This is a genomic window from Pseudomonas persica (assembly GCF_900291015.1).
Taxonomy (GTDB): Bacteria; Pseudomonadota; Gammaproteobacteria; order Pseudomonadales; family Pseudomonadaceae; genus Aquipseudomonas.
This window is the reverse complement of the sequence record NZ_OLKL01000010.1, coordinates 296982-311322: the sequence shown is the minus strand read 5'-3', so window position 1 is coordinate 311322 and position 14341 is coordinate 296982. Positions and strand designations below refer to the sequence as shown.

Sequence of the window (14341 nt, the reverse complement as noted above, 5' to 3'; positions counted from 1 at the left end):
AAGGAGAAGCTGTATGCAAGTCAATATCAGTGGACAGCATGTAGAAGTCACCCAACCACTGCGCGATTATGTGCTTGAAAAGCTCGCTCGCGTGGAAAGTCACTTCGACAAGATCACCAACGTGCAGGTCATCATGAAAGTCGAGAAGCTGCAGCAGAAGGTCGAGGCGACCTTGCAGATCCCCGGCGGCGAAGTGGTTGCCAACGCCGAACACGAAGACATGTATGCAGCGATCGACGCCTTGGCCGACAAGCTCGACCGCCAACTGAAAAAACACAAGGAAAAACAGCAAAGCCTGCTGCAAGGTGCAGCTGCCCGCTGATCCCCCTCATCCATGATCCGACTTGAAACCATCCTGACCCCCGGCCGTTCCCTCGTGAACGTGCCGGGCGGCAGCAAGAAGCGCGCCCTGGAAAAGGTCGCCACCGTCATCGCCGAACAAGTGCCAGAACTGGAGATGCAGGATGTCTTCGAAAAACTGGTCGCCCGGGAAAAACTCGGTTCGACCGGTTTCGGCAATGGCATCGCCATCCCCCACTGCCGGCTTGAAGGATGTTCCGCTCCGGTCAGCGCCCTGCTGCACCTGGAAGCCCCTATCGACTACGACGCCATCGATGGCGCGCCGGTGGACCTGCTGTTCGTCCTGCTGGTACCAGAAGCCGCCACCGATGCCCATCTGGAACTGCTGCGCCAGATTGCCAGCATGCTCGATCGCAAGGAGGTCCGTGATCGCCTGCGTGCGGCCACCAGCAGCAAGGCCCTGTTCCAGGTTGTCCTGGACGTACAGAACGAGCACTGAACATGCGCCTGATCATCGTCAGCGGCCGGTCCGGCTCCGGCAAGAGCACCGCCCTCGATGTCCTGGAAGACAGCGGTTTCTACTGCATTGATAACCTGCCCGCCGGGCTGCTGCCGCAGCTGGCGGAAAATGCGCTGATCAACACCGAGTTGCAGCAACCCAAGGTCGCCGTGTCGATCGACGCGCGCAACCTGCCCAGCCACCTGACACGTTTCCCCGAACTGCTCGAAGAAGCCCGCGCCCGGCATATCCAGTGCGACGTACTGTACCTGGATGCCGACGAAGACATGCTGCTCAAGCGCTTCTCGGAAACCCGCCGGCGCCACCCGCTGACCAACGCCAACCGCTCGCTGGCGGAAGCGATTCGGGTGGAAAGCGAATTGCTGGGGCCGATTGCAGACCTGGCCGACCTGAAGATCGACACCACCAGCCTGAACCTGTACCAGCTGCGTGATTCGATCAAGCTGCGCCTGCTCAACCAGCCCGAGCCTGGCACCGCGTTCCTGGTCGAGTCGTTCGGCTTCAAGCGCGGAATGCCGGTCGATGCCGACCTGGTGTTCGATGTGCGCTGCCTGCCCAACCCCTACTGGAAGCCCGAACTGCGTGAGCACTCCGGCCTCGACCAACCAGTGATCGACTACCTGGCCGCACAGCCGGATGTCGAAGAGATGTTCAACGACATTTCCAGCTACCTGCTCAAGTGGCTGCCCCGCTTCGCCGCCAGCAACCGTGCCTACGTCACCATTGCGATTGGCTGCACCGGCGGCCACCACCGCTCGGTGTATATCACCGAACGCCTTGGCCAGTTGCTGCAGCAATCCCTGAAAAACGTCCAGGTCCGCCACCGCGACCTCTAGCCCAAGGATCCACCCCACGATGCCCGCCCGTGAAATAACCATCATCAACAAGCTGGGTCTGCATGCCCGGGCGGCAGCCAAGTTCGTCGGCGTTGCCGGGCGCTTCCCCTGCCAGGTCAGGGTTGGCCGTGCGCCGGACAAGCTGGTGGATGGCAAGAGCATCATGGCAGTGATGATGCTGGCGGCCGGCAAGGGCACCCAAGTGCACCTGCATACCGAAGGTGAGCAGGACGACGCTGCCATGGCAGCGCTGGTCGAGCTGATCAACAACTTCTTTGATGAAGGCGAATGATCCATCCAAGCCGGAACTGCACCGATCCTATCGCCGGCAAACCAGCTTTCCTGGAACTGCACATAGCTCATTGAATTAGCAGGGACCTGTGGGAGCGGCTTTAGCCGCGAACACCGGCGCGCAGCCGGTGCCATCCACCGCGATGGCTTCTTCGCGGCTAAAGCCCCACAGGGTACGCGGACCGCTGGCGATGGCCTTGTCGGCCAGCAGGCGACTGAAGTTGGCCATCAGTTCGATGCTCTCCAGCAGGGTTCGAGCGATCACCGGCACTACCACATTCAGCTCGAAGCCGGGTCTTTCATAGATAATTCGCTATCGCCTGTACCGGCCTCTTCGCGCGCTTGCCCGCGAAGAGGCCGGTACAGGCGATGAATCAGCTACCTGCCACAGTCATCCGCTCGATCAACACCGACCCGGTGTGGATGTTGCTGCGGGTTTCAAGATCGCTGCCAATCGCGACAATCTGCTGGAACATGTCTTTCATGTTTCCGGCAATGGTCACTTCCTGCACCGCATGCTGGATCTCGCCATTCTCGACCCAGAACCCCGCCGCACCGCGGGAATAATCCCCCGTTACCATGTTCAGGCCATGGCCCATCAGCTCGGTCACCAGCAGCCCGCGGCCCATGCGCCGGATCAGCGCCGCCTGGTCTTCGACACCGTGGCTGACGAACAGGTTGTGCACGCCGCCGGCGTTGGCCGTGCTTGGCAAGCCCAGCTTGCGCCCGGAATAGGTACCCAGCAGGTACGACACCAGCTCGCCCTTGTCGACGAACGGCTTGGCATAGGTAGCCAGGCCATCGCCATCGAATGCGGCACTGCCCAGTGCCCGCGGAATGTGCGGACGCTCGTCAAGGGTCAGCCAGGTAGGGAACAGGCGCTGGCCAATGGTCCCCTCCAGGAACGAGGATTTGCGGTACAGGTTGCCGCCGGAGATGGCCGACAGGAAGCTGCCGAACAGGCCACCAGCCAGCTCGGCCGAGAACAGCACTGGCACCTCGCAGGTCGGCACCGGCCGCGCCCCCAGGCGGCTCGCGGCACGCTGGGCAGCGCGTACGCCGATGCTACGCGGGTCGGCCAGCAGGTTGCCCTGGCGGTTCACGTCGTACCAGTAGTCACGCTGCATCTGCCCGTCGCCTTCGGCGATCATCACGCAGCTCAGGCTGTGCCGGGTCGAGGCGTAGCCACCGATGAAGCCATGGCTGTTGCCATACACGCGGCAGCCCTGATGGGTATTGAGGGTGGTGCCGTCGGCATTGAGGATACGCGGGTCGGCGTCGAACGCCGCCGCCTCGCAGGCCAGGGCCATCTCGATGGCCTTTTCCGGCTCGAGGTTCCAGTCATGGTACAGGTCCAGGTCCGGGATCTCGCGGGCCATCAGCGCTGCATCGGCCAGCCCGGAACATTCGTCCTCGGAGGTATGTTTAGCAATCGCCAAGGCAGCGGCGACGGTTTCGCGGATCGCGTCCTGGCCACTGGCCGAGGTGCTGGCCGAGCCTTTGCGCTGCCCCACATAGAGGGTGATGCCAAAGCCCTGGTCGCGGTTGAACTCGACCGTCTCGACCTCACGCTGGCGTACCGTGGTGGACAGGCCCTGCTCCAGCGACACTGCCACTTCGCAGGCACTGGCCCCCTGGCGGCGAGCTTCGGCGATGATTGCCTCGACCTGCTCCTGCAATGCTGGCAGGTCCTTGGGACCTACGCTCTGGACTGCACTCATGGTTCTCTCCACTCAAATTCTGCGTACGGCTTGGGGTCATTCTACGACCGGGCCGGACAAGCGGCCCCCGACTGGTTATCATGGCGGCGATTTCTAGCGGACTGCCACCATGGTTGATTCAAACGACGACGCCTTCGACGGCGAAAAAAGCAAAACCCAGATCAAGCGCGAGTTGCATGCGCTGGTCGAACTCGGCGAGCGCCTTACCACGCTCAAGGCCGATACCCTGGCCCTCCTGCCGTTGACCGACGAGCTACGCAAGGCCCTGGCCGAAGCCAGCAAGCACACCGCTCACGGTGCCCGCAAACGCCACATGTCGTTTGTCGGCAAGCTGATGCGCGTGCAGGACCTGGATGCCATCCACGCCTTGCTCGAACAGATGGACAGCTCGACCCGCCAGTACAACGAGCGCTTCCACAACCTGGAGCGCTGGCGCGACCGGCTGATCGACGGTAACGACGAAGACCTCGAGCGCTTCGTCAACGAGTACCCCGACACCGACCGCCAGCAGCTGCGCTCGCTGGTGCGCCATGCCCAGCACGAGAAGGCGCGGAACAAGCCGCCTGCCGCTGCGCGCAAGGTGTTCAAGTACATCCGCGACCTCGACGAGTTGCAGCGCGGGTTACGCTGATCGCCCTGGGGCCGCTTTGCGGCCCTGTGGGAGCGGGCATGCACGCTCCCACAACGGTCGCCGAAGCCATCACGCCCCGGTACCGCCCACGGTAATCGCATCCAGCTTCAAGGTTGGCTGCCCAACCCCGACCGGCACCGACTGCCCGTCCTTGCCGCACGTCCCCACCCCACTGTCCAGCGCCAGGTCGTTACCGACCATCGACACCCGGCTCATCGCCTCCGGACCATTGCCGATCAGGGTCGCCCCCTTCACCGGCGCGGTAATCTTGCCGTCTTCGATCAGGTAGGCCTCACTGGTCGAGAACACGAACTTGCCGCTGGTGATGTCCACCTGGCCACCGCCGAGGTTGGCGCAGTAGATGCCCTTCTTCACCGAAGCGATGATTTCCTGCGGGTCGCTTTCGCCGGCACGCATGTAGGTGTTGGTCATGCGCGGCATCGGCAGGTGCGCATAGGATTCACGGCGGCCGTTGCCAGTCACCGCCATGCCCATCAGGCGCGCGTTCAGCTTGTCCTGCATGTAACCCTTGAGCACACCGTTCTCGATCAGCGTGGTGCACTCGGTCGGGGTACCTTCGTCGTCCACGCTCAGCGAACCACGGCGGCCTTCGAGGGTGCCGTCGTCGACAATGGTGCACAGGCTCGACGCCACTTTCTCGCCAATGCGGCCGCTGAACGCCGAACTGCCCTTGCGGTTGAAGTCACCTTCCAGGCCATGGCCGACAGCCTCGTGCAGCAGCACGCCTGACCAGCCCGAACCCAGCACCACCGGCAGGGTACCGGCCGGCGCCGGGATCGCCTCCAGGTTCACCACGGCCTGGCGCAGCGCTTCGCGGGCATAGCCCATGACCCGTTCTTCGGTGAAGAAGCGGTAGTCGGTACGCCCACCACCACCGTGCCCGCCACGCTCGCGGCGGCCGTTCTGCTCGACGATGACGCTGACGTTGAAGCGCACCAGCGGGCGCACGTCGGCAGCCAGGCTGCCATCGGCCGCAGCGATCAGGATGCGCTCCCAGACCCCAGCCATGCTCACACTGACCTGCTGGATACGCGGGTCCAGGGCACGGGTGGCGGCGTCAACACGCTTGAGCAGCTCGACCTTCTCGGCACGGCTGAGCACATCCAGCGGGTTGTCCGCCGAATAAAGGGCGGCCACGTCCTGGCTGCGGAAGGCCTGTACCTTGCCGTTCTGCCCGGCACGCGAGATCGAACGGGCGGCGCGGGCTGCCGAGGTCAGCGCTTCAAGGTTGATCGCGTTGCTGTAGGCAAAGCCGGTCTTTTCACCGGACTGGGCACGCACGCCCACGCCCTGGTCGAGGTTGAAACTGCCCTCTTTGACGATGCCGTCTTCCAGCGCCCAGGTTTCCGAGATCTGGCCCTGGAAATACAGGTCGGCGGCATCGATGCCGGGGCCAGCCAACTCACCCAGCACGCTCTGCAGGCTGTCCAGGGTCAAGCCGCCTGGGGCCAGGAGCTGCTCGCTGACGGTGGATAACATCTGGCTCATAGTCACTCCGAGGTGTGCGCAGGCCGCAACGCGCCCTGCGAGAAAAAGCGCCGGTGCGATACCACCGGCATGCGCGCCCGGATGGACGCTTGTTCGTCAATGTCGCGCTCGGCGAGCAGTACTGCTTCACCTTGCGCCTGTTCCGCGATGATGCGCCCCCAGGGGTCGACGATCGCCGCATGACCATGGGTTTCCCGCGGCCCCGGGTGAGTGCCCCCCTGTGCCGCAGCCAGCAGGTAGCACTGGGTCTCGATGGCACGGGCGCGCACCAGCACTTCCCAGTGCGCCGCGCCCGTTACCGCAGTAAAGGCGGCCGGCGCAGTGATCAGCTCCGCGCCGGCGGCGCGCAGTGCGCTGTACAGTTCGGGGAAGCGCAGGTCGTAGCACACGCTCAGCCCCAGTCGCCCCAGCGGCGTATCGGCCACCACCACCTGGGCGCCGTGGGCGTAGTCGTCGGACTCACGGTAGCGCCCACGGTTGTCGGCAACGTCAACGTCGAACAGGTGCAGCTTGTCATAGCGTGCGGCCACCTCACCGTGTTCGTCGACCAGCAGCGAGCAGGCATGAGCCTTGGCCTCGGGCTGGCCGACCGGTGGCAATGGCAAGGTACCGGCGACAATCCATAACTTGAGGTCGCGGGCGGTGCGTTTCAACCATGGCAGGATCGGCCCTTCGCCCAACGCTTCGGCGCGACCGATGGCAGCGGCGTCCTTGCGGCCCATGGCGGCAAAGTTTTCCGGTAGCACGGCCAGCCGTGCACCGCCAGACGCGGCCTGCTCCAGCAGGGCACCGGCGCGCTGCAGGTTGGCCAGCACATCGCCCTGGCTGACCATCTGGATTACCGCTGCCTTCATGGGCACTCCTAGCGGGATTTCTCGAAAGGTTTCACAAATGTGATTCTAGGCTCTTTCACCGGCCCTTCGACACGGTAGTGCACACTGGCGAAGCGCGACACGCGGTCGCCGATCAGCCGGTCGACCAGAAACAGCGCCCCGCCCACGGCCGGCGCGCCGACAATCAGGGCCGCCAGCGGCAGGTTGTTGGTCACCGGCAGGCTCACCTGCAGGTTGGCATCGACCCGGTCGCGCACCAGATCCAGGGTACCGTCCAGCTCGAAGTTGCTCGACGGGCCGGTCACGGCGATTGGCTCGCGGGTCACGTAGACACCGTCACTGGCCACCAGCAAGCCTTTGACCCGATCATAGGCCAGGCCCTTGTCGAACAGGTCGGAGAAGTCCAGGCGCAAGCGCCGGCCGATGGAGTTGAAATTGAGCAGGCCGAACACCCGCAGCGCCTGGGCACTGCCTTCGACCTCGACGAACTGGCCGGTGCGCAGCGCTGCGTCCATGCTGCCGGAGAAGCGCTTGAGGCTCACCGAGGCCGGCGAACCCGGCCAGCGGCCATCCACATCCAGGCGGAAGTCGCGGCTGGTCACGGTCGGGGCAAAGCCCCAGGCCTTGAGCACATCCGCCAGGTCCTTGCCATCCAGGCGCCCTTTGTACCAGCTGTTGGTACTGCCTGGTTCGCCTTCCCAGCCGCCACCACCATCGATACGCAAGCCTTTGAAGTCAAGGTCGATATCACTGGCGGTCACGCCGCGCGGGGTAGGCCGCAGCTTGAGCGACGCACTGCCGTACAGGTCATCACCGCGGTAGAGCTTGTCGATGCTCAGGTCCAGCGCCGGCACTTTGCGCGGGTCGAACGAGGCCAGCGGGTCCGGGCCCTCCTCGGCCTGCTTTTCAGCAGCGCTGGCAGCGGGCAGGCGCAAGGTCTGCAACCGCACGACCATGGGCGCGCCCTTGGCATCCGGCACCCGGGCGTTGCCGATGACCTCCTTGCTGTCGAGGCGCAAATCCCAGGCCGGGCCACCACGGGCCAGGCGCACCACGGCCTGGTTCAGGTCCAGGCCAAAGGCTTTCAACTGACCGATGCTCAGGTCAACGCCTTGCAGGTTCTGCCGCGCGCTACCGCCCGGGTCGTCACCAGCCAGCCGCGCTGCCTGCTCTTGCCAGGGCGCCAGGTCCAGCGTCTCCAGATGCCCGCGCACGCGCAGGCCCTGGCCGGCAGGTAGCTGGGCGTCACCTGTGCCCAGCAACAACTCGCCACGGCCCAGGGGCAGCTTGTCGACCGGCGCAGCATAGGCAAAGCGGGCAAGGTCGGCGTACACCGCATCGAAGCGCCGCTCCGGGCCCTGCAGGTTCATGCTGAACCGGCTGTCACGGGTATCCGCCGCAGCCTTGCCGAACGGTGCCGGCAGGTCGATGGCAAGGCCCTTGAGGTTGGAGGTGACACTCAGGCGGTTATCCCGGCTACCCAGGCTGACCTGCAACTGGTACGGCAGGTTGCCGGACGCCGGCAAGGCCTGGTTGAACTGCAGCCAGTCGGTCAGCGCCTTGAGCGAGACCTGGCCATTGGCGTTGATGCGGGTCTGCATCTGCCCTGGCTGGCCTTCGGCGGTGATTTGCGCCGTCACCGGCTTGCCGAAGGCCTGCAGGCTGATGCCCTTGCCGCTCAGGCCCTTGTCGAAATCGAAACTGAAGTCACCCTTCAACTGGCTCAACTCCAGGCTCGGCGGCGCGACCTTCAGCCGCGCATCGTTGGTGGCAAAGTCCACCTGCACTTTCGGCCGCTGCCCTCGGGCCAGCGGAATGTCGAGTTTGACCTTGCCCTTGAGCGGCCCCTCGCCCTCCCAGCCGGCGAAGATCTCACCGGTGCCGATTGGCGCTTCCTTGAGGATCTTCAGGCCATCGCCCAGGCTGCCGTCGAAGTCGCCATCGAGGTACAGGTGGCTTTGCTGGCCCTCGTCGACATGCGGGATATCGACGCTCACATCACTGACCTTGGTGTCGAGCAACACGCCGCGCTGGGCCTTGATGCGCACACCGCTGTCCTCGATGAACACATCGCCATCCACGTGCTGCACTTGCGGCCAGCCCGGCTGGAAGTCCAGGGCTGCATCACGCACCTTGAAGAACAGGCTGATGCTGCGGGCTTCCGGTGCGACACCATGGTTCAGCGAGCCCTGGTACTGGAAGTAGCCTTCGTCCACCGTGCCTTTGACGATCGCGCTGCGCAGCCATTCGTCGAGGGCCGGGCTGAGCACCTCGGGCAGGTACTTGGCGGTGTAGCGGCCATCGCCTTCAGTCAGGCCGACGCGCAGGTCCATGTAGTCCTCGCGGCCCTCTTCGAACAACAGGCGAATAAGGAAGTCACCGGCGATCTTGCCCTCCTCGCCCAGTACCTTGAGGTAAGGCGCGACCAGGGTGAAACCTTCCTTGTCCAAGGCCCAGGTCAGGCGCGCATTGGCCTTCTGGTAGTGCCAGGGTTTGGCGAAGATAGGATACAGGTGCAGCATGAATGCCTCGGTATCCAGGCGCAGTTCGCCATGGCCAAGGTCACCGCTGATGCTGCCGCTGACATTACCGGCTGCCGGGGCATTGTGATAGGCATCGAAACCGACCTTCTCCAGGTTGGCTTCGAACTGCAGACGCTGGTCACCCTCGGCCCTGGGCCGGGCTTCCAGGCGCACATTGCGCAGCGCGCCGGTCACCTTCAGGCCATCGACCACGGCCATGACCTTGTCCGGCAACGGCGCCAGGGCATCGATCAGCGGGGTCAACTGCGTGAGATCGAGGCGGTCGGCCTGCACTTGCCAGCTTTCCGCGGCAGCGTGCGCGCCAGGGCGCTGCTGCAATTGCAGGTGCGACTCCCAACGGCTCTTGCCGATGTCCATGGCCAGGGAATCGACCACCACATCGAAGCCTTGCTCCCGGCGCTGGAACCAGGCGCCCAGGGCCAGGTTGTTCAGTGTGGCCGCCTTGCGCCCGGCAAAGGCGCCCTGCAGCTCAGGTGCATTGAGGCGCACCACGGCCTGCTGCAACTGCCCCTTGCGCCAGACGACCCAGAACTCGCCGCCTGCCCGCAAGGCGTCGGCATGCCACTGGCCCAGCAGGCGAGGCGGCAACCAGCGCGCCCAGTCACTCTGCGGCAGGCTCAGGTAGGCTTCGACCTGGCCGTCGCGCCAGGCGTTGGCCGATGCACGGCTGCGCAGGTTCAGCGCCAGTGGCTGGCCATCGGGCAGGGTCGCACGCAGGTCCAGGGCCTGGCGCGACGCTCCGGCCTGCAGGCCGGCACTCACGTAAGTCAGGGTCAACGGGTCACGCTGCCAGGGGTGCAGGGTGACCTGGCTGTCGAACACATCGATGCGGCCCAGCTGGCGCAGGCGCTGCAGCAGCTCGGCCGGGTCGAGCGGCGCGTCGTCTTTCTTCGGCAGGCCTTCGAGGTTCCAGGCGCCCTGCTCGTTCTCGCGCAGGATCAGTTGCAGGCCACCCAGCTGAATGCGAGCCAGACGTACTTCACGGGCGGTAAGGCTGGCCCAGACGTCAGGTACCACCTTGACGTCGTCCAGGCGCAATGCCGTGGCCCCCTCGCCCAGTTGCAGGTCGCGCACCCGCAGCACTGGCGCCAGGCCGCTCCAGTGGCCTTCCAGGGCACCGACGCGAACCGGCAGGCCCAACGCCTGCTCGGCCTTGATCTCCACATCCGCGCGGTACTCGGCCACCAACGGCACCAGTTCACGGCCGAGGCTGACATACAGCGCCACCAATACCGCCAGCAGGGCGCAAACGCCCAGGCTCCAGCGGGTCAAGGCGACAAGAACGCGGGTCAGACGTCCCATGGCCATGGCCCTCCAGGTCGTTTATCCATGATGGCCCGTCGTGCCGGCTTTGCCAGCCCGGGCCACCCGCGGCGCGTATCATAAGGCCTCAGAGCAGCACCACATCGTATTGTTCCTGCGAATACATCGACTCGACCTGGAAACGAATGGTTCGGCCGATAAAGGCCTCCAGTTCCGCGACGTTACCGGACTCTTCATCCAGCAGCCGGTCGACCACCTTCTGGTTGGCCAGCACGCGGTAACCTTCAGCCTGGTAGGCACGGGCCTCGCGCAGGATCTCGCGGAAGATTTCGTAACAGATCGTCTCGGGGGTTTTCAGCTTGCCGCGGCCCTGGCAGGCCAGACACGGCTCGCACAACACCTGCTCCAGGCTTTCCCGCGTGCGCTTGCGGGTCATCTGCACCAGGCCCAGCTCGGTGATGCCGATGATGTTGGTCTTGGCGTGATCGCGCTCCAGTTGCTTTTCCAGGGTGCGCAGCACCTGGCGCTGGTGCTCTTCGTCTTCCATGTCGATGAAGTCGATGATGATGATGCCGCCGATGTTGCGCAGGCGCAGTTGCCGGGCAATGGCAGTGGCGGCCTCGAGGTTGGTCTTGAAGATGGTCTCTTCCAGGTTGCGGTGGCCGACGAAAGCACCGGTGTTCACGTCGATGGTGGTCATCGCTTCGGCCGGGTCCACCACCAGGTAGCCACCGGACTTGAGCGGCACCTTGCGCTCCAGGGCGCGCTGGATCTCGTCCTCGACGCCGTACAGGTCGAAGATCGGCCGTTCGCCCGGGTAGTGCTCGAGGCGGTCGGCGATTTCCGGCATCAACTCGCCCACGAACTGCGTGGTCTTCTGGAAGGTTTCCCGCGAGTCGATGCGGATCTTCTCGATCTTCGGGTTGACCAGGTCACGCAGGGTACGCAGGGCCAGGCCCAGGTCCTCGTAGATGACCATGGGCGCGCCGCAGGTCTTGATCTGGGTGCCGATCTGCTCCCACAGGCGGCGCAGGTAGCGGATGTCCTGCAAGATCTCTTCAGCGCGTGCGCCTTCGGCGGCGGTGCGCAGGATGAAACCGCCAGCGTCCTTGATGTTCTCGCTTTCCATGCAGTCGCTCACCACCTGCTTGAGGCGCTCGCGCTCGGCTTCGTCTTCGATCTTCAGGGAAATGCCAACATGGCTGCTGCGCGGCATGTACACCAGGTAGCGCGACGGGATCGACAGCTGGGTGGTCAGACGCGCGCCCTTGGTGCCGATCGGGTCCTTGGTCACTTGCACCACCAGGGCCTGGCCTTCATGCACCAGGGCGGTGATGTTCTCTACCGCCGAGCCTTCGCGCTGGGATATTTCCGAGGCGTGGATGAACGCCGCACGCTCCAGGCCGATGTCGACGAAGGCTGCCTGCATGCCCGGCAGCACGCGCACCACCTTGCCTTTGTAGATATTGCCGACGATGCCCCGGCGCTGGGTGCGCTCGACGTGTACTTCCTGCAGCACCCCGTTTTCCACCACCGCCACGCGTGACTCCATCGGGGTGATGTTGATCAGGATCTCTTCACTCATGGCAGGCTCTCGTCAAAGGTATTCGGTAATGATGGATCGCGGTCGGGTCGCTGGCTAGCGCTGTGCTGATACCTCGTGTTGCTGCCAGCATGGAATGGAAAACGCTTCCAGCAAGCGAGCGGTTTCAAACAGCGGGAGCCCGACCACGGCTGAATAACTCCCCACCAGCTCCTTGACGAAAACCGCCCCCAGGCCTTGGATCGCATAGCCTCCAGCCTTGTCCATCGGTTCGCCGGTAGCCCAGTAGCGCTCCGCTTCCGCAGGGCTGATGGCACGGAAGTAAACGTGTGTGCCGACACAAACGTCCAGGCAGCGCTCGCCGTCAGTCACCGCCACGGCGGTAATCACCTGATGATGGTCATCGGAGAGTTCGGCGAGCATGGCCATGGCCTGCTCACGGTCATGGGGTTTGCCCAGGATCTGCCCCTTCGCCGACACCACGGTGTCCGCCCCCAGCACCACGCCGGGCCCGCCCAGATGGGCAAGACCCGCCTGTGCCTTGGCGCGCGCCAGGCGCACGGCGTAGGCCGAAACACCTTCGTTGGGCAATGGGGTTTCATCGATGGCGGCGCTGACGACGCTGAACGGCACGCCGATCTGGGTCAGCAGTTCACGACGACGGGGCGAGCCGGAGGCCAGGTAAAGCGGGGTCATGCAGACATCTCCCTGTCAGTCGCGGCAGCGCCGTCAGTTGATATGCAAACGTCGGCGCAGGTCGCGCAGGGCGAAGCTGATCCACGGCCAGAGCAAGGCACTGATCACCGCCGACCAGACCAGCGCCAGGGTGGGCAAGCGGTTGCCGGTCAGCGCGCTGAGCCACAGCTGGATCAGCTGGGCAATGCCGAAGATCACCAGGATCACCAGGCTCTGCTGCCACATGGGGAACATGCGCAGGCGCTGCTGCAAGGACAGCACCAGGAAGGTGATCAGAGTAAGGATCAGCGCATTCTGCCCCAGCAGGGTGCCGTAGAGCACGTCCTCGGCCAGGCCCAGCACGAACGCCGTGGTCATGCCGACCTTGTTCGGTACGGCAAGAGTCCAGAACGACACCAGCAGGGCCAGCCACATGGGCCGGAACACTTCCATGAACTGCGGCATGGGCGAGACACTGAGCAGCAGGCCGATGGCGAAAGTCAGCCAGATGACCCAGCCGTTGTTGCGGCGTGATGCAGCCATCATTGCCTCCGGGTATGAGCGGGTGCGGCAGGCGCTGCAGCCGGCGTGGCAGGTGCGGCTGCCGGGACTGCAGGTTGCACAGCCGGGGCTGCCGGGGTCGCGGGTGTGGCCGGCGCGCCAGGCGCGCTGCCGGCAGGTGTACCCTGCTCGCCCGTAGCCGTCGGCTGGCCTGGCGCCGAGGTGCCCTTGCGGTCTGCTTCTTCCTGGGCAATGGCGGCATCGGTGGCGCGCTGCTCCGGGCTGCGCCGGTCGCTGAACACCAGCAGCATGTAACGGCTACGGTTGAGCGCGGCGGTGGGGATGGCGCGAACGATGGCAAACGGCTGGCCGGAATCGTGAATCACTTCGTTGACCGTGGCCACCGGGTAGCCGGCCGGGAAACGTTGCCCCATGCCGGAACTGACCAGCAGGTCGCCTTCCTTGATGTCGGCGGTATCGGCCACATGGCGCAGCTCCAGGCGCTCCGGGTTGCCGGTACCGCTGGCGATGGCGCGCAGGCCGTTGCGGTTGACCTGCACCGGGATGCTATGGGTGGTGTCGGTCAGCAACAGTACTCGCGAGGTATAGGGCATCAGCTCGACCACCTGGCCCATCAGGCCACGGGCATCGAGCACCGGCTGACCAAGGAACACACCATCACGCTCGCCCTTGTTGATCAGGATGCGGTGGGTGAACGGGTTGGGGTCGACACCGATCAGCTCGGCCACTTCGACCTTTTCGTTGACCAGCGCCGAGGAGTTGAGCAACTCGCGCAGGCGCACGTTCTGCTCGGTCAGGGCCGCCAGCTTCTGCAGGCGCCCCTGCAGCAGCAGGGCTTCGGTCTTGAGCTTTTCGTTTTCGGCGATCAGTTCGTTGCGGCTGCCGAACTGGCCGGCCACCCCCTGCCAAGCACGCTGCGGCAGGTCGGTGATCCAGTACGACTCCATGAGTACCAGGCCCATCTGGCTGCGCACCGGCTTGAGCACGTCGAAGCGCGCGTCGATAACCATCAACGCGACCGACATCACCACCAGGACGAGCAGGCGAACGCCCAGCGAAGGGCCCTTGGAGAAAAGCGGTTTAATGGGCCGTTCCTCGTGGACGACTCAGGAGGTCATTGGACATGGGACAACGCACCAGCCTGGTTGCGGGTT

The 14341-nt window shown here is 64.7% G+C and carries 13 protein-coding genes and 1 pseudogene; 5 read left to right on the top strand and 9 right to left on the bottom strand.

Going from position 1 to position 14341, the window contains the following annotated elements:
* Positions 1-13: 13 nt before the first annotated feature.
* From hpf to FQ664_RS05205, 4 genes are read left to right on the top strand one after another with little or no spacing between them, the layout of a single operon-like run.
* Positions 14-322 (top strand): ribosome hibernation-promoting factor, HPF/YfiA family, encoded by a 309-nt coding sequence (gene hpf, locus FQ664_RS05220; RefSeq protein WP_003255135.1) that lies wholly within the window; start codon positions 14-16, stop codon positions 320-322.
* A gap of 12 nt (positions 323-334) precedes the next feature.
* Positions 335-799, top strand: coding sequence for a PTS IIA-like nitrogen regulatory protein PtsN (ptsN, locus tag FQ664_RS05215; protein ID WP_144170688.1), 465 nt, complete (start codon positions 335-337; stop codon positions 797-799).
* Positions 800-801: 2 nt separating this feature from the next.
* Positions 802-1656: an RNase adapter RapZ gene (gene rapZ, locus FQ664_RS05210; RefSeq protein WP_144170687.1), complete on the top strand. Its 855-nt coding sequence runs from the start codon at positions 802-804 to the stop codon at positions 1654-1656.
* Positions 1657-1675: 19 nt separating this feature from the next.
* Positions 1676-1948, top strand: a complete 273-nt coding sequence (locus tag FQ664_RS05205) for an HPr family phosphocarrier protein (RefSeq protein WP_144170686.1) — start codon at positions 1676-1678, stop codon at positions 1946-1948.
* A 183-nt stretch (positions 1949-2131) separates the two neighbouring features.
* Here the strand turns inward: FQ664_RS05205 and FQ664_RS27725 are convergent.
* Positions 2132-2236 (bottom strand): annotated as a pseudogene (locus FQ664_RS27725) (hypothetical protein); the annotation flags it as partial.
* Between the two features lie 85 nt (positions 2237-2321).
* On the bottom strand, positions 2322-3668 hold the full coding sequence (gene pmbA, locus FQ664_RS05195) for a metalloprotease PmbA (protein ID WP_144170684.1): 1347 nt from the start codon (positions 3666-3668) through the stop codon (positions 2322-2324).
* Positions 3669-3777: 109 nt separating this feature from the next.
* Between pmbA and yjgA the strand changes: the two genes are divergently transcribed.
* Positions 3778-4299, top strand: a complete 522-nt coding sequence (gene yjgA, locus FQ664_RS05190; RefSeq protein WP_144170683.1) for a ribosome biogenesis factor YjgA — start codon at positions 3778-3780, stop codon at positions 4297-4299.
* Positions 4300-4368: 69 nt separating this feature from the next.
* Here the strand turns inward: yjgA and tldD are convergent, their stop codons facing one another.
* The 7 genes from tldD to mreC all read right to left on the bottom strand — a co-directional run bounded on the left by tldD (position 4369) and on the right by mreC (position 14242).
* A complete protein-coding gene (gene tldD / locus FQ664_RS05185; RefSeq protein ID WP_144170682.1) occupies positions 4369-5808 on the bottom strand; it encodes a metalloprotease TldD in 1440 nt (479 codons plus the stop codon).
* Between the two features lie 2 nt (positions 5809-5810).
* Positions 5811-6662 (bottom strand): carbon-nitrogen hydrolase family protein, encoded by an 852-nt coding sequence (locus FQ664_RS05180; protein ID WP_144170681.1) that lies wholly within the window; start codon positions 6660-6662, stop codon positions 5811-5813.
* Between the two features lie 8 nt (positions 6663-6670).
* Positions 6671-10492 (bottom strand): YhdP family protein, encoded by a 3822-nt coding sequence (locus FQ664_RS05175; RefSeq protein WP_144170680.1) that lies wholly within the window; start codon positions 10490-10492, stop codon positions 6671-6673.
* Positions 10493-10574: 82 nt separating this feature from the next.
* Positions 10575-12032, bottom strand: coding sequence for a ribonuclease G (gene rng / locus FQ664_RS05170; protein ID WP_144170679.1), 1458 nt, complete (start codon positions 12030-12032; stop codon positions 10575-10577).
* 54 nt (positions 12033-12086) lie between these two features.
* Positions 12087-12686, bottom strand: coding sequence for a Maf family protein (locus FQ664_RS05165; RefSeq protein ID WP_144170678.1), 600 nt, complete (start codon positions 12684-12686; stop codon positions 12087-12089).
* A 33-nt stretch (positions 12687-12719) separates the two neighbouring features.
* Entirely contained in the window at positions 12720-13208 is a 489-nt protein-coding gene (gene mreD, locus FQ664_RS05160) for a rod shape-determining protein MreD (RefSeq protein WP_015269051.1), read from the bottom strand.
* Positions 13208-14242, bottom strand: a complete 1035-nt coding sequence (mreC, locus tag FQ664_RS05155; protein WP_474707133.1) for a rod shape-determining protein MreC — start codon at positions 14240-14242, stop codon at positions 13208-13210. The genes mreD and mreC overlap by 1 nt, the downstream gene beginning before the upstream one ends.
* Between the last annotated feature and the right edge of the window lie 99 nt (positions 14243-14341).